The organism is Saccharothrix violaceirubra (assembly GCF_014203755.1).
Taxonomy (GTDB): domain Bacteria; phylum Actinomycetota; class Actinomycetes; order Mycobacteriales; family Pseudonocardiaceae; genus Actinosynnema; species Actinosynnema violaceirubrum.
The window spans coordinates 2,248,778-2,263,246 of the sequence record NZ_JACHJS010000001.1; the positions used below are offsets into that span (position 1 = coordinate 2,248,778).

General features: G+C 71.7%; 16 protein-coding genes. 12 read left to right on the plus strand and 4 right to left on the minus strand.

Features of this window, described 5'->3' with window-relative positions; genetic code table 11:
• Nucleotides 1-9 precede the first annotated feature (9 nt).
• From F4559_RS11150 to F4559_RS11180, 7 genes are all read left to right on the plus strand, one after another.
• Nucleotides 10-684 carry an AzlC family ABC transporter permease gene (locus tag F4559_RS11150; RefSeq protein ID WP_184668165.1) on the plus strand — a complete coding sequence of 225 codons (675 nt, stop codon included), beginning with the start codon at nt 10-12 and terminating at the stop codon, nt 682-684.
• Nucleotides 681-974: a branched-chain amino acid transport AzlD family protein gene (locus F4559_RS11155; protein ID WP_184668167.1), complete on the plus strand. Its 294-nt coding sequence runs from the start codon at nt 681-683 to the stop codon at nt 972-974. Before F4559_RS11150 ends, F4559_RS11155 begins: the two co-directional genes overlap by 4 nt.
• A 70-nt stretch (nt 975-1,044) precedes the next feature.
• The gene (locus tag F4559_RS11160; protein ID WP_184668169.1) at nt 1,045-2,463 is read left to right on the plus strand and encodes an amino acid permease; all 1,419 of its coding nucleotides are present in this window, start codon (nt 1,045-1,047) and stop codon (nt 2,461-2,463) included.
• A gap of 72 nt (nt 2,464-2,535) precedes the next feature.
• A complete protein-coding gene (locus F4559_RS11165) occupies nt 2,536-2,865 on the plus strand; it encodes a YnfA family protein (RefSeq protein WP_184668171.1) in 330 nt (109 codons plus the stop codon).
• Between the two features lie 65 nt (nt 2,866-2,930).
• Complete coding sequence (gene pdxT, locus F4559_RS11170; RefSeq protein WP_184668173.1) at nt 2,931-3,536, plus strand: pyridoxal 5'-phosphate synthase glutaminase subunit PdxT; 606 nt, start codon at nt 2,931-2,933, stop codon at nt 3,534-3,536.
• A gap of 19 nt (nt 3,537-3,555) precedes the next feature.
• The gene (locus F4559_RS11175; protein WP_184668175.1) at nt 3,556-4,308 is read left to right on the plus strand and encodes a YebC/PmpR family DNA-binding transcriptional regulator; all 753 of its coding nucleotides are present in this window, start codon (nt 3,556-3,558) and stop codon (nt 4,306-4,308) included.
• Between the two features lie 71 nt (nt 4,309-4,379).
• Nucleotides 4,380-4,889, plus strand: a complete 510-nt coding sequence (locus F4559_RS11180) for a DUF4262 domain-containing protein (protein WP_184668177.1) — start codon at nt 4,380-4,382, stop codon at nt 4,887-4,889.
• Between the two features lie 342 nt (nt 4,890-5,231).
• Here F4559_RS11180 and F4559_RS11185 read toward each other — a convergent pair whose 3' ends face one another.
• Complete coding sequence (locus tag F4559_RS11185; RefSeq protein ID WP_184668179.1) at nt 5,232-5,765, minus strand: TIGR03086 family metal-binding protein; 534 nt, start codon at nt 5,763-5,765, stop codon at nt 5,232-5,234.
• A 181-nt stretch (nt 5,766-5,946) separates the two neighbouring features.
• Between F4559_RS11185 and F4559_RS11190 the strand changes: the two genes are divergently transcribed.
• Together F4559_RS11190 and F4559_RS11195 are read left to right on the plus strand one after the other, a co-directional pair.
• Nucleotides 5,947-7,422: a peptide MFS transporter gene (locus tag F4559_RS11190; RefSeq protein ID WP_184668181.1), complete on the plus strand. Its 1,476-nt coding sequence runs from the start codon at nt 5,947-5,949 to the stop codon at nt 7,420-7,422.
• A 119-nt stretch (nt 7,423-7,541) separates the two neighbouring features.
• Complete coding sequence (locus tag F4559_RS11195) at nt 7,542-8,540, plus strand: IS481 family transposase (RefSeq protein ID WP_184668183.1); 999 nt, start codon at nt 7,542-7,544, stop codon at nt 8,538-8,540.
• An 88-nt stretch (nt 8,541-8,628) separates the two neighbouring features.
• On the opposite strand, the gene F4559_RS11200 is transcribed toward F4559_RS11195, so the two are convergent.
• The 3 genes from F4559_RS11200 to F4559_RS11210 all read right to left on the minus strand — a co-directional run bounded on the left by F4559_RS11200 (nt 8,629) and on the right by F4559_RS11210 (nt 11,067).
• The gene (locus F4559_RS11200; RefSeq protein WP_184668185.1) at nt 8,629-9,903 is read right to left on the minus strand and encodes a cytochrome P450; all 1,275 of its coding nucleotides are present in this window, start codon (nt 9,901-9,903) and stop codon (nt 8,629-8,631) included.
• Nucleotides 9,900-10,340, minus strand: coding sequence for an acyl-CoA thioesterase (locus F4559_RS11205; protein WP_184668187.1), 441 nt, complete (start codon nt 10,338-10,340; stop codon nt 9,900-9,902). Before F4559_RS11205 ends, F4559_RS11200 begins: the two co-directional genes overlap by 4 nt.
• A 133-nt stretch (nt 10,341-10,473) precedes the next feature.
• Nucleotides 10,474-11,067, minus strand: coding sequence for a TetR/AcrR family transcriptional regulator (locus F4559_RS11210; protein ID WP_184668189.1), 594 nt, complete (start codon nt 11,065-11,067; stop codon nt 10,474-10,476).
• Nucleotides 11,068-11,191: 124 nt separating this feature from the next.
• On the opposite strand from F4559_RS11210, the gene F4559_RS35820 reads away from it, so the two are divergent.
• The 3 genes from F4559_RS35820 (at nt 11,192) to egtB (ending at nt 14,468) form a co-directional block, all read left to right on the plus strand.
• The gene (locus tag F4559_RS35820; protein ID WP_184668191.1) at nt 11,192-11,758 is read left to right on the plus strand and encodes a Scr1 family TA system antitoxin-like transcriptional regulator; all 567 of its coding nucleotides are present in this window, start codon (nt 11,192-11,194) and stop codon (nt 11,756-11,758) included.
• 284 nt (nt 11,759-12,042) lie between these two features.
• On the plus strand, nt 12,043-13,158 hold the full coding sequence (locus F4559_RS11220; protein WP_376774632.1) for a glutamate-cysteine ligase family protein: 1,116 nt from the start codon (nt 12,043-12,045) through the stop codon (nt 13,156-13,158).
• Entirely contained in the window at nt 13,155-14,468 is a 1,314-nt protein-coding gene (gene egtB, locus F4559_RS11225) for an ergothioneine biosynthesis protein EgtB (protein ID WP_184668195.1), read from the plus strand. The genes F4559_RS11220 and egtB overlap by 4 nt, the downstream gene beginning before the upstream one ends.
• Nucleotide 14,469: the final 1 nt, after the last annotated feature.

A 14,469-nucleotide genomic window follows, 5' to 3' on the forward strand; every position in this document is an offset into this window, starting at 1 on the left:
TAGAAGACGATGCGTTCGACATGGCGAACACCCGATCGGGCACTGGTCCGTGACGTGGCGGCGATCGCGGCCGGTGCGGCGGTCAGCGGCGCCTCCTTCGGGGCGATCGCCGTGGCCTCGGGCGCACCGGTGTGGCTGCCCGTCGTGATGTCGCTGCTGGTCTTCGCCGGTGGCGCGCAGTTCATGGCGGTCGGGATCGTCGCGGCGGGCGGAGGTCCCGTCGCGGCGGTGGTGGCCGGGCTCGTGCTCAACGCCCGCCACCTGCCGTTCGGTCTGGCGATCGGCGACGTGCTCGGTCGGGGGCCGGTCGCCAGGCTGATCGGCAGTCACCTGCTGATCGACGAGACGGTGGCGTTCGCGCTCGCCCAACGCGATCCGGCCCGCGCACGTGCCGCGTACTGGGCCTGCGGTGTCGCGATGTTCGGCGCGTGGAACGTCGCCGTGGTCGCGGGTGCGCTCGCGGGGCAGTCGATCGGCGACCCCGGTGCGTTCGGGCTGGACGCCGCGTTCCCGGCGGCCCTGCTCGCCCTGGTGCTGCCCAAGCTCGCGGACCGGGCCACGCGCCGTGCGGCGTTGCTCGGCGCGGCGATCGCCCTGGCCGCGACCCCGTTCCTGCCCGCCGGCGTCCCGGTGCTGCTCGCGCTGGGCGGGCTGTTCGTGGCCGCGCGGAAAGGCCCCGCGTGAACCTGCTCGCCGTCCTGGTCCTCGCCGCCGGCACCTACGCGTTCCGGCTCGCCGGTCCGCTGCTGCGCGACCGGATCACGCTCTCGCCCCGCCTGCGCGACCTGCTTGCCACCGCCGCGACCGTGCTGCTCTTCGCCCTGGTCGCCACGTCCACGCTCACCAAGGGCGACTGGGCGCTGCCCGCCGGGGTGCTGGTCGGCGGCGTCGCCGCGTGGCGACGCGCACCGTTCGTGCTGGTCATCGTCCTCGCGGCGGTCACGACGGCCGGACTGCGCCTGCTGGGGCTGTGAGGGCCCTCACGTCAAGCCTTGCTCAAGTGGTCATCGGATGTCCTTCGTGGACCACTAACGTTCCGCGACCATGGACGAGCAGACGGCGACGGAGCCGGACGCCGACGGGTACACCAAGTCGCTGACGAAGCGACAGGTCCAGATGATCGCCATCGGGGGAGCCATCGGCGTCGGGCTCTTCCTCGGCGCGGGCGGGCGGTTGGCGCAGGCCGGACCGTCGCTGGTGTTCTCCTACGCGCTGTGCGGCCTGGCCGCGTTCTTCGTGATGCGCGCCCTGGGCGAACTCGTGCTGCACCGGCCGACCGCCGGCAGCTTCGTCGAGTACGCCCGGGAGTTCATCGGACCGTGGGCCGGGTTCGCCTCGGGCTGGATGTACTGGGTCAACTGGGCCATGACCGGCATCGCCGAGATCACCGCCGTGGCGATCTACGTGCACCGCTGGCTGCCGGACCTGCCCCAGTGGATCACCGCGCTGATCGCGCTCGCCGTGCTCGTCGCGGTCAACCTGCTGTCGGTCAAGCTGTTCGGCGAGCTGGAGTTCTGGTTCAGCGTCGTCAAGGTCACCGCGATCGTGGTCTTCCTGGTCACGGGCATCGCGCTGGTCGTGGGCTCGGCCGACGTCGGCGGCACGCCCGCGTCCCCGGCGAACCTCGTCGACCACGGCGGCCTGTTCCCGGCCGGTGTCGGCGTCGCGCTGCTGACGCTGCAGGCGGTCGTGTTCGCGTACTCGGCGATCGAACTCGTCGGCATCGCGGCGGGGGAGACCGCCGACCCGCGCCGCGTGCTGCCCAAGGCGATCAACGGCGTGGTCTACCGGATCGGGATCTTCTACGTAGGGTCCGTGCTGCTGCTGGCGATGTTGCTGCCGTGGACGATGTTCTCGGCCGCCGAGAGCCCGTTCGTGACGGTCTTCTCGCACCTGGGCGTGCCGGCCGTCGGCGACGTGATGAACGCGGTCGTGCTCACCGCCGCGCTGTCCTCGTGCAACTCCGGCCTGTACTCCACCGGCCGCATCCTGCGCTCGCTCGCCCGGCACGGCGAGGCGCCCGCGTTCACCGGCCGGATGAATTCCCACCACGTGCCCTACGGCGGAATCCTGTTCACGTCCGTCGCCTACCTGGCCGGCGTGGTGCTGAACTACCTGGTGCCCAAGGAGGCGTTCGACATCGCGATCGCCATCGCGTCCCTGGGCGTGATCGCGACCTGGGCCACGTTGCTCGTCAGTCAACTCCGACTGCGGAAAGCCGCACTGCGCGGCGAAATACGGCGACCGGACTACCGAATGCCCGGCGCCCCCTACACCGGCTATGCCACGCTGGCATTCCTGGGAACGGTCGTCGTGCTGATGGCGTTCGCCGGAACCGCCGAACGCATCGCCTTCTGGTCCATTCCCGTGCTCGCCCTCGTGCTGTTCGCCGGGTGGCGTGCCCTCCAGTCCCGCCGATCCGCCGCAGACCCCGCGGCGGATCGGGTGGGCGCGGCCGACTGACGTCGCGTCCACGGGCGGCCCGACCCCCGGCCGGGTGCCACGAGCACCCGGCCGGGGACCTACCCTGCGCCGGTGTCCGTTCTGCGCTCCGTGCCGTTGTTCGTGGCCGCCGCCCTGCTGGAGATCGGCGGTGCCTGGCTGGTCTGGCAGGGCGTCCGCGAGCACCGGGGGTGGCTCTGGATCGGCGCGGGCGTGTGCGCGCTCGGCGCCTACGGCTTCGTCGCCACGCTGCAACCCGACGCCCACTTCGGCCGCATCCTGGCCGCGTACGGCGGGGTCTTCGTGGCCGGGTCGCTGCTGTGGGGCGTGGTCGTCGACGGCTACCGGCCCGACCGCTGGGACGTGGTCGGCGCGCTGGTGTGCCTGGTCGGCGTCGCGGTGATCATGTACGCCCCGCGCTGACCCCCGTCCCGGCACGTCACCTAGGCTGTCGGGAGCAATCGTCGGGCCAGGAGGAAGAGTCAACCGTGTCGACCGTCGGTGTCCTCGCCCTCCAGGGTGATGTCCGTGAGCACCTCGTGAGCCTCGCCGAGGCGGACGTCCTCGCCCGTCCGGTGCGCCGGCCGGAGGAGCTGGCCGAGGTGGACGGTCTCGTGCTGCCCGGCGGCGAGTCGACGGCGATCAGCCGCCTGCTGGCGACGTTCGAGCTGCTCGAACCGCTGCGTGCCCGGCTCAAGGAGGGCATGCCCGCGTACGGGTCGTGCGCCGGCATGATCCTGCTCGCCGACCGGGTGCTGGACGGCCGACCCGATCAGCACCAGCTCGGCGGGCTCGACATCGTGGTCCGGCGCAACGCGTTCGGGCGACAGGTCGACTCGTTCGAGGCGGAAGTGGATTTCACCGGCCTCGGTGCCGTGCACGCCGTGTTCATCCGCGCCCCGTGGGTGGAATCGGCGGGACCCGACGTCGAGGTGCTCGCCCGGGTGCCCGAAACGGCGGACGCGGGCGAAGCCGCCGGTAGGATCGTCGCGGTCCGACAGGGAAACGTGCTGGCCACCTCGTTCCACCCGGAACTGACCGGTGACGGTAACGTGCACCGCCTGTTCGTGGACATGGTCCGTGCCGCGGGCTGAGCGATAAGACGGAGGAGAAATGAGCGGCCACTCCAAGTGGGCGACCACCAAGCACAAGAAGGCCGCAATCGACGCCAAGCGCGGCAAACTCTTCGCGCGGCTGATCAAGAACATCGAGGTCGCGGCGCGGACCGGCGGCGGTGACCCGGACGGCAACCCCACGCTCTACGACGCCATCCAGAAGGCGCGCAAGAACTCCGTGCCGCTGGACAACATCGAACGCGCCCGCAAGCGCGGCGGCGGCGAGGAGGCCGGCGGCGCCGACTGGCAGACGATCATGTACGAGGGCTACGGCCCCAACGGCGTCGCGGTCCTGGTCGAGTGCCTGACCGACAACCGCAACCGCGCGGCGAGCGAGGTCCGCACCGCGATGACCCGCAACGGCGGTTCGATGGCCGACCCCGGCTCGGTGTCCTACATGTTCACCCGCAAGGGCGTCGTGATCCTGCCCAAGAACGACGTGGCCGAGGACGACGTGCTGATGGCCGTGCTCGACGCGGGCGCCGAGGAGGTCAACGACCTCGGCGAGAACTACGAGATCGTGTCCGAGGCGACGGACCTGGTCGCGGTGCGCAAGGCGTTGCAGGAGGCGGGCTACGACTACGAGTCGGCCGACGCGAACTTCCTGCCGTCGGTGTCGGTGCAGTTGGAGGCCGAGGGCGCACGCAAGATCTTCAAGCTGATCGACGCGCTGGAGGACTGCGACGACGTGCAGAACGTCTTCGCGAACTTCGACGTGTCCGACGACGTCATGGCCGAGATCGACGCCTGATCCCGACGTCGCGTCGTGCGGCCCCGTCCGTCGGACGGGGCCTTCGGTCTTTCTTCGGTCACAATGGGGACGTGTCCACCCCGTTGAGTCCCCAGGACCGGAACCTGCGCAACTGGCTGCTGGAGCAGTCCGAGACCAACGGTCACGCGGTGATCACCGTGCCGCAGGACGACGAAGGCGCGGGTTACGCGTTCTCCGTCGGCGCGTGGCGCCGGTACGGCATCGCCGAGGCCGTGGTGATCGGCCTGCCGCCCGAGATGGCCAAGATGCTGCTGCGCATGTACGTGGTGCGGTCGGTGCAGGGCGAGCGGTTCGTGCCGGGCAAGCTGTACTTCGACTTCTTCGACGGCACCCCGGTCACGTTCGAGAAGGTGTTCAAAGGCTTCTACGCCGAGTTCTTCGGCAGCGCGTTCCTGCTGTACGCCAAGGGCGACTTCGCGGCCGTCCAGATCGTCCTGCCGACGACCGACGGGCACTGGCCGTGGAGCGACAACGCCCCCGCCGGGTTCGCCGACTGGCAACTCCTGCTCACCGAGAGCGGCCGGCCCGAGAGCTGGACCCCGGGCGTCAGCGGACCGTGACCCGCGCGTCCCGTCGCGTTCAACCGGCGGCCAGACCCGGCCGGCAGCCTGGTGCGCGACGAGCCAACCCCCGGTGCCGGCGTCGACCCTCCCTCGGCGTGGTCCGCCGGCACCCCGTGCGGCCCCGTCCGCTCGCCTGCGGACGGGGCCGCACGCGATTGTCCGGCTGTCGTCAGCCGGCCACGCGCCGACACCGGACAACGCGGGTGCGTTAAGAACAGTCCGCGTCGGGGACTCCAGGCCCGACCGGTGTTCGCACCGAGGGGAAAGCCGTCCCGCTTCGCGCGGTCTCCAGGGGGAGTCGCGCGAAGCGGGATCGCCGCACGGGAGGCGCCGGTGGGATCAGGGCGCGCGGCCGAGCAGGGCGAGCAGCCTGCCCTGCGGGTCGACGTCGTCGGCGACCGGGACCGGGTCGTCGAACAGGCCGCTGTCGGCGAGTTCGCCCGTGTGCCCGTCGACGTAGTCGAGCACGGTCCCGGCCAGGTCGGGGTCGAGACGCTCGTCCACGCCGATGGCACGCGCGAGGTCCCACGCGTGCACGGCCAGGTCCAGCGTCATCTGCCAGCCGTACTCGGGGGCGGGTGCCTTGCCCGCGCTCAGGTGCACGGTCCTGAGCAGGGCGGTCGGCGAGATCCACGCCTCGCGCGCCGCCGCGGCGGCCAGCACCCACGAGTGCACGGGGTCGTCGCCGAGCTGGTCGCCGTCGAACCGGTCGCCGACCTGGTCGACCGTGCAGCCGGCGAGCAGCTCGGGTGCCCAGAGCTGCTCGTGGACCAGGTGGTTGACCAGGTCGTGGACGGTCCACTCGGCGCAGGGCGTCGGCGCCGTCCACTGGTCGGTCCGCACGCGGCGGACCCGCGCGTCGAACTCGGTCATCGCACGTCCGTGAGCCTCGATCAGATCCACCACACGAGTGGACCAAATCTTGTCGGTACCCGCACCCCGGGCGTGTGGGTCCGCTCACGCGAAGTGTTCTCGAATTTCGGCAGTACACCCGTACGGCGTAACGTGATCCGGACCGCCGAACGGTGACATCGTTGACACCAGGAGGAAGACCTTGAGCGCCACAAGCGCCGTTTCCGCACCGCAGCGAGGATTCTTCGGGCATCCCCGAGGGCTCGCGACGCTGTTCTTCGCCGAAGCCTGGGAACGCTTCTCCTACTACGGGATGAAAGCGATCCTCGCCTACTACCTCTACCGCTCGACGGCGGAGGGCGCGCTCGGCCTGGACAAGAGCTATGCGCTGTCCCTCGTGGCGATCTACGGCGCCTCCGTCTACATGTCGGGCGTGGCCGGCGGGTGGCTGGCGGACCGCGTCCTGGGCGGACAGCGCGCGGTGTTCCACGGCGGCGTGCTGATCATGCTCGGCCACGTGGCGCTCGCCCTGCCGATCGGCGTGGCCGGCGTCTACCTCGGCCTGGTCCTGATCGTGCTGGGCACGGGTCTGCTCAAGCCGAACATCTCCACCGTCGTCGGCGGGTTGTACGCGGCCGACGACCCGCGCCGCGACGCCGGGTTCACGATCTTCTACATGGGCGTCAACCTGGGCAGCTTCGTGGCACCCCTGGTGTGCGGCGCCCTCGGCGAGGAGATCGACTGGCACCTGGGCTTCGGCGCGGCGGCGGTCGGCATGGCGCTGGGCCTGATCGTCTACCGGGCCGGTCTGCGCACCCTCGGCGACTCGGCCGCCCGGCCGCCGTACCCGCTGCCCGAGGGCGAGCGCGGTCGGGTGCTCGGCCGGATCGCGGCGATCGCGGTCCTCGCGGTGGGTGTCGTCGCGGTGCTCGTGGTGACCGGCGCGCTCGACGGCACCGGCGTGATCAACCTGATCAGCGTGCTGTCGATCGTGCTGCCGGTCACCTACTTCACCGTGATGCTGCGCAGCGGGCGGACCACGGACGTCGAGCGGTCGCGGCTGACCGCGTACATCCCGCTGTTCATCGCGGCGGCCCTGTTCTGGCTGCTGTTCGAGCAGAGCGCGACGGTGATCGCGGCGTTCGCCGACGAGCGGGTCGACACGACCTTCCTGGGCCTGGACTTCCCGCCGTCGTTCATCCAGGCGATCAACCCGGTCATGATCATCCTGTGCGCGCCGCTGTTCGCGCTGCTGTGGGTGAAGCTGGGCAAGCGGCAGCCCTCGACGCCGCGCAAGTTCGCGGTCTCGCTGCTGCTGATCGGCGTGGCCTACGTGCTGCTGATGCTCGCGAGTCGGGGCGACGCGCAGACCAAGGTCGGCTTCCTGTGGATCATCGCGATGTACCTGGTGATGACCTGCGGCGAGCTGCTGCTCTCGCCCGTCGGCCTGTCCGTGACGACGAAGCTCGCACCGCGCGCGTTCGCGTCGCAGACCATGGGCCTGTGGTTCCTGGCGTCGGCCGCCGGCCAGGGCATCGGCGCGATCGTGGTCCGGTTCTACGACCCGGCCGACCCGGTGCCGTACTTCGGCGTGCTCGGCGGCGTCGCGATCGCGCTGGGCCTGGTGCTCGTGGTGACCACGCCCGGCATCCACCGGTTGATGAAGGGCGTGGACTAGTTGTACTGCCCTGAGAGGTTGTGGACGGTTCGACACGTAGTCGGATGATGTTGGAATGAGGGAGGGCCTCCGGGTTCGGTGTGGATTGCGACGTCGACACCGAGCCCACGGAGGCCCTCGTGACCCACGCTAACGCACCCTTGACCGAGCTGGGACGGCTGCGCCTGGCCCGGTGTGTCGTGGACGAGGGGTGGCCGCTGCGGCGGGCGGCCGAGCGGTTCCAGGTCTCGCCGACCACCGCCGCCCGCTGGGCCTCTCGCTACCGCGAGCTGGGCGAGGCGGGCCTGGTCGACCGTTCCAGCCGCCCGCACCGCAGCCCGCGTCGCCTGCCCACCCGCCGCGAACGCCGGATCGTCAAGGTCCGCCTGGCGCGTCGGTGGGGCCCGGCCCGCATCGCCCACCTGCTCGGACTGAACCCCTCCACCGTGCACCGGGTGCTGCGCCGCTTCGGCCTGGCCCGCCTGGCCCACCTGGACCGGGCCACCGCCACGCCGGTGCGCCGCTACGAACACGCCGCACCGGGCGACCTGGTCCACGTCGACATCAAGAAGCTCGGCAACATCCCCGACGGCGGCGGCCACAAGGTGCACGGACGGCGGGCCGGCGGGCGCAACAGCTCCGCCCACCGCGACCCGACCAGGCCCCGCAAGGTCCACGGCCGCCCGAACCTCGGCTACGCCTACCTGCACAACGCCGTGGACGACCACAGCAGGCTGGCCTACACCGAGATACTGCCCGACGAGACCAAGGACACCGCCGCCGCGTTCTGGACCCGGGCACAGGCGTTCTTCCGGGAAGCCGGCGTCACCGTCCGCCGGGTGCTGACCGACAACGGCTCCTGCTACCGCTCACGGCTCTGGCGCGACACCCTCGCCAACGCGGGCATCACCCATAAACGCACCCGCGCCTACCGGCCACAGACCAACGGCAAGGTCGAACGCTTCAACCGCACCCTGCTCGACGAATGGGCCTACGCCCAGGCATACCGGTCTGAGACCGAACGCCGCGAGACGCTGCCGCGGTGGCTGCACACCTATAATCACCACCGCGGCCACACCGCACTCAAAGGCCAACCACCTGCCAGCCGCGTCCCCAACCTCACAGGACAGAACAACTAGTCCGTGCTGGGCGCGGGCTCTCCCGCCGCGGCGGCGGTGCGGCGGGTCGAGCCCGCGCGCAGCCCAGCATGCCCCACGTTCCTGAAGGTCAGCTGATGGTTTCCACCATCGTGTGACGGCCGCCGGCGACCGGCAGCCGGGCGGCACCGCGCAGGACGCGCGACTGCCGGCGGCGCACCCGGCCCGCCACCCGGAGGTCGGGGAACCGACCGAACAGCCCGCGCAGCGCGGCGGCGGCCTCCATCCGGGCCAGGCCCGCGCCGAGGCAGTAGTGGATGCCGCCGGAGAACGCGAGGTGCTCGCGCTCGGGCCGGTCGGGGCGGAACGTGTGGGGGTCGGCGAACACCGCCGGGTCCCGGTTCGCGCCCGCGAGCAGCAGGGCGATCGGGGTGCCCTTGGGCACGGTGGTGCCCGCGAGCCGCACGGTGGTGTTGGGCGCCCGGACCGTGTACTGCACGGGCGGGTCCATCCGCAGCGTCTCCTCGACGACCGCGTCGGCGAACGACGGCTCCGCGACGAGACGCTCCCGCACCTCCGGGTGGGCGACCACGGCGAGCACCGCGTTGCCGATCAGGTTCACGGTCGTCTCGAAGCCCGCGACCAGCAGCAGCTCGGTCGTCGCGATCAGGTCCCGGCGGTCGACGTCGCCGCGGCCGACCAGGGCGCTGACGACGTCCTCGCCCGGCTCCCGCCGGCGGCGGGCGATCAGGTCGTCGAGGAACGCCTCGAACTCGGCCAGCCCGTCGCGCAGGGTGCGCAGTTCCTTCATGTCCTGCGCGCCGTCGAGCGCCACGACCATCGCGGCACCCCAGCGGTCGAACGCGTCGTGGTCGTCGTCGGGCACGCCGAGCAGGTCGGCGATCACCCGCACCGGCACCCGTGCCGCGAAGTCCCCGACCAGGTCGAACGGCCCGTCCACGCGGTCGAGGTACTCGTCGACGACCCGGTCGACGAACTCGGCCCGCGCCCGCAGGCCGCGCGGGGTGAACCACGGGGCGACCATCCGCCGCAGCCGCGTGTGGTCGGGCGGGCTGAGCACGAGGAACGACTCGTCGACCGGGTTGACCAGGCGCCGGCCCTCCCGCCACTCGGCCACGTCGACCGGTGAGAGCGCCCCGGCGGGCACGGCCTCGAACACCGGGTCGCGCAGGATCCGGTCGCACAGGGCGTGCGACGACGTCATGAACAGCCGCATGCTGCTGTGGACCAACTCGCCCTTGGCGCGGACCGCTTCGTAGACGGGGTACGGGTCGCGGGAGACCGCCGTGCCGAACAGCCGTGCGCCCGGATCGCCGCGCAGGGCCTCGAACCGGACGATCAGTCGGCCGAGGAGGAGCAGCGCGGCGTTCTTGAGGTCGCTCATGACCGGGTCCCTCGCGGTTGGGGGACGCGACGCGGTTCGAGCAGGCGGCGCAGACCGTCGGGCAGCGGCGCGCTGTGCGCTTCGGGCGTGCCCACGGAGACGTACCGGTTCCAGCCGGTCGCGACCGGGGTGTCGTCGACGGCCGCGTCGAAGCCGAGCGTCAGCGTGGTCGTGCCGAGCGTGCGCACGCGCACCGAGATCCGCAGCAGGTCGTCGAACCGCGCGGGGTTGAGGTGGCGCACGCCGGACTCGGCCACGTGCAGGTCGACGCCCTGCTTGGCCAGTTCGTGGTACGAGCCGAGCAGGGCGCGCACCGTCTCGACCATCGCGGCCTCGAAGAAGACGGGGTAGCGCGTCGAGTGCACTATTCCCTGGCGGTCGCAGTCGGCCGGGCGCACCCGCACCCGGTGCACGTGGGCGGGACGCTGATCGGCCATGCCGGCGATCCTAGGCCGTGGCCGGCCCGCCACGGGGAGTTTTCTCGCGCAGGACAAGGAACTTCGCGAGTCCTCCACTCGGACACCCCGAACTTCGCGTTCAGGCACCCCGAACTACGCGTTCGGACACCCGTCAGGCCGATCGGCGGTGCCGGCGGACCGATTCCTCGACCAGGTCGAGCACGGGTTCGAGGTCGTCGGCGGGCAGACCCATGGCCAGGTGCGACACGAGACCTTCCAGCACCAGCTCCAGGAACGACGTGAGCACGTCAACGTCCACGTCGTCGCGCAGGTTTCCGACTTCGCGCTGGCGCAACAACCGCTGCCGGGTCGCGTCGGTCAGGCCGCGTGAGCGTTCCGCCCACCGCGCCCGGAACTCCGGGTCGGTGCGCAGCCGCCGCGACACCTCCAGGCGGGTGCCCAGCCAGTCGCCGGGGTGCTCGGTGCCGGTCGGCTCGGGCGCCACGAGCAGGTCGCGCATCACCTGCACCAGGCCCTGCTCGGCGACGACCTCGGCCATGCGCAGCGCGTCGTCCTCGGCCAGGGCCAGGAACAGGGATTCCTTGTCGCGGAAGTGGTGGAAGATGGCGCCGCGGGAGAGCCCGGTAGCCTCCTCCAGCCGGCGTACGGTCGCACCCTCGTAGCCGAAGCGCGCGAAGCACACGCGGGCGCCGTCGAGGATCTGGCGGCGGCGGGCGTCGAGGTGGTCCTGGCTGACCCTGGGCACCTGTCGATGTTGCCAGGGACGGTGGGGGAAATCCAATCCGTACGTACGGATTGGTCAGTCGATGGGGTGTATTCACACTCCGTGTATCGAAACCGCCTGCCACCTGCCGCTACGTTGACGCGCCGTGACTGCTGGTGAGACGAGCATCGCTCGGTTCGTGTCCAGGCTCGGCCGGTCCCAGGCCAAGGTCGAGGTGCTCGACCTGGTGCGCCTGATGGGCCAGGGCCGACAGCTCGAACTCGACGAGCGCAAGGCGACCTCGGTCGCCGTGTACGAGCCGATGTCGGTGCCGCCGGCGCTGCGCACCCCGGAGTACTCGGCCGCGCTGGGCGTGGAGCACCGTGACGTCGAGGTGCTGCGCGACCGGCTGTGCGTCTTCTACCTGCACGAGGCCGCGTTGCACGCGCGGGTCGGCGACGACGAGGTGATGGCCGGCCAGTTGCGCGCCCTGGTCGACTCCCCGTGGCCGGTCCGACTGGTCACGTTCGCGGTCGGCGGTGGCGCGTGCCTGCTGCGGCCGTTCGAGTACCTGGAGTTCGTCGACGAGCCGCCGGTCGCGTACGTCGGCGAGCACCCGGACGTGGCCGGCGGGCACCGCGAGGCGCTGGCCGAACTGGACCGGTTGGCCCTGTCGGAGCTGGCCTCCCGGCTGTTCCTCCTCGAACGGGCGGGCGTGTTCGCGGCGTCCTGAAACAACCCTCCACACCGGGATCGTCGGCCGCGTTCCGCATCCGCGCGGAAACCGCGTCCCGTTCATCGGTTGGGCCGCAAAACTTCTCGGGCCCAGGAGGTTCGGGTGGGTGCGACTGTCGGTACCCCCGTGTAGCGTCGGGCCGGACCAGGCTGATCACGGGGGTGTGCTACTTGACCCATGCCCGTAGGGAACCGGTACCGGCCGTGTTCCGTGACCGGACCGAAGCCGAAGCCTATGTGGCCTCGGTGTGTTTCAAGCACGGCCCACCGAGGCTGCTCGGTGTGGAGATCGAGTGGACCGTCCACCACGCCGACGACCCGGCCCGCCCGCTCGACGCCGCGCGGCTCGCGGCGGCCCTCGGCCGGCACGCACCGCCCACCCTGGTCCCGGACAGCACCCAGGAACCCCTGCCCGGCGGGACGCCGCTCACCGTCGAACCCGGCGGGCAGGTCGAGATCTCCACCCCGCCGAGCGACTCGCTCGCGGAACTGCTCAAGACCGTCACCGCCGACATCGACCACGTGACCGGCCTGCTCGAACCCGCCGGACTGGTCCTCGGCGAGCGTGGTGCCGATCCCCACCGGCCACCGCGACGGCTGCTCCAGGTACCCCGTTACGCGGCGATGGAGCACGCCTTCGCCCCGCTGGGTCCCGAGGGCCTCACCATGATGTGCAGCACCGCCGGCCTCCAGGTGTGCCTGGACTTCGGCGAACGGGCCGACCTGCCCCGGCGCTGGGCCGCCGTGCACGCGCTCGGCCCGGTGCTCACCGCGTTGTTCGCCAACTCGCCGGGTGTCGGTGGTCGCCGCACCGACTGGGCGAGCGCGCGCATGCGCTCCCTCTACGCCACCGACCCGATCCGCACGCGGGCGGGCGCCGTGTGCGCCGACCCGGCCACCGCGTGGGCCCGACGGGTCGTGGACGCGCCGGTGATCGTGGTGCGCCGGCCCGGGTCGAGCTGGCTGCCGCCGTTCCCGCTCACGTTCGCCGAGTGGATCGACGGCGCGCTGGACCGCCGCCCCACCGCCGAGGACCTCGACTACCACCTGAGCCTCCAGTTCCCGCCCGTCCGGCCCCGCGGCTACCTGGAGATCCGCTACCTGGACACGCCCCGGCACGGCCACTGGATGCCGCCTGTCGCCCTGCTCGCCGCGTTGTTCGGCGACGAGGCCGTGGTGGACGCCGTGCTCGCCGCGACCGAGGCCGCCGCCGGCCGGTGGCTGACCGCCGCCCGGGTCGGCCTGGCCGACCCCGTGCTGGCCCGCGCCGCCCGCGAGGTCGTCGACCTGGGCTGTGCCGCCCTGCACCGCAACGACCTCTCCGCCCACCAGAACGCCGCGATAGCCGAGGAACTACAGCGGACGCTCGTCGAGCGGACCAGAGGGGAAGGACGATGACCGGCATCGAACGGCTGCGCGACGAGGTGGCCGCCCACCTCGTCCGGGCGCGCGAGCGCACCACGCTGCTGACCGGATCCGTCGACGACCACGATCTCGTGCGCCAGCACTCGAAGCTGATGTCGCCGCTGGTCTGGGACCTCGCGCACATCGGCAACCAGGAGGAACTCTGGCTGGTGCGCGACGTGGGCGGGCGTGAGCCCGTGCGGTCGGACATCGACGAGCTGTACGACGCGTTCAAGCACGCCCGCGCGAACCGCCCGGAACTGCCGTTGCTCGGCCCGGCCGAGGCGCGCGGGTACGTGGGCGAGGTCCGGGACAAGGTGTTCGACGTGCTGGAGACCAGCCCGCTGGAGGGCTCGCGGTTGGTCGACGGCGGGTTCGCGTTCGGCATGATCGTGCAGCACGAGCAGCAGCACGACGAGACCATGCTGGCCACGCACCAGCTCCGCGTCGGACCGGCGGTCCTGGACGCGCCGCCGCCACCACGCGGCGCACCCGTCGGACCGGCCGAGGTGCTCGTGCCCGCCGGCCCGTTCACCATGGGCACCTCCACCGAGGCGTGGGCGTTGGACAACGAACGCCCCGCGCACCAGGCGCACACGGACGCGTTCTTCATCGACACGACGCCGGTGACGAACGCGCGTTACGCCGAGTTCGTCGAGGACGGCGGCTACGCGGACCGGCGCTGGTGGAGCGAGGCCGGGTGGGCGCACGTCGTGAAGACGCCGCTGGTCGCACCGAGGTTCTGGGAACGCGACGGCGACCGGTGGTACCGCACGGCGTTCGGCACGACGGCCCCGCTCGACCCGGACCAGCCGGTCGTCCACGTCTGCTACCACGAGGCCGAGGCGTTCGCCCGCTGGGCGGGACGGCGGCTGCCGACCGAGGTCGAGTGGGAGAAGGCGGCCCGGTTCGACCCGGCCACCGGCCGGTCCCGCCGCTGGCCGTGGGGCGACGAGGACCCGACCGAGGCGCACGCCAACCTGGGCCAGCGGCACCTGTCGCCGGCACCGGTCGGCGCGTACCCGGCGGGCGTGTCGGCCCTGGGCGTGCACCAGTTGATCGGCGACGTGTGGGAGTGGACGAGCACCGACTTCCACGGCTACGGCGGGTTCGAGGTGTTCCCGTACGCCGAGTACTCGCAGGTGTTCTTCGGCCCGGACTACAAGGTGCTGCGCGGCGGGTCGTTCGGCTCGGACCGGTCGGCGGTGCGGTCGACGTTCCGCAACTGGGACTACCCGATCCGGCGGCAGATCTTCGCCGGGTTCCGCTGCGCCCGTGACGCCTCGCCGGAAGAGTCGGTCTGAC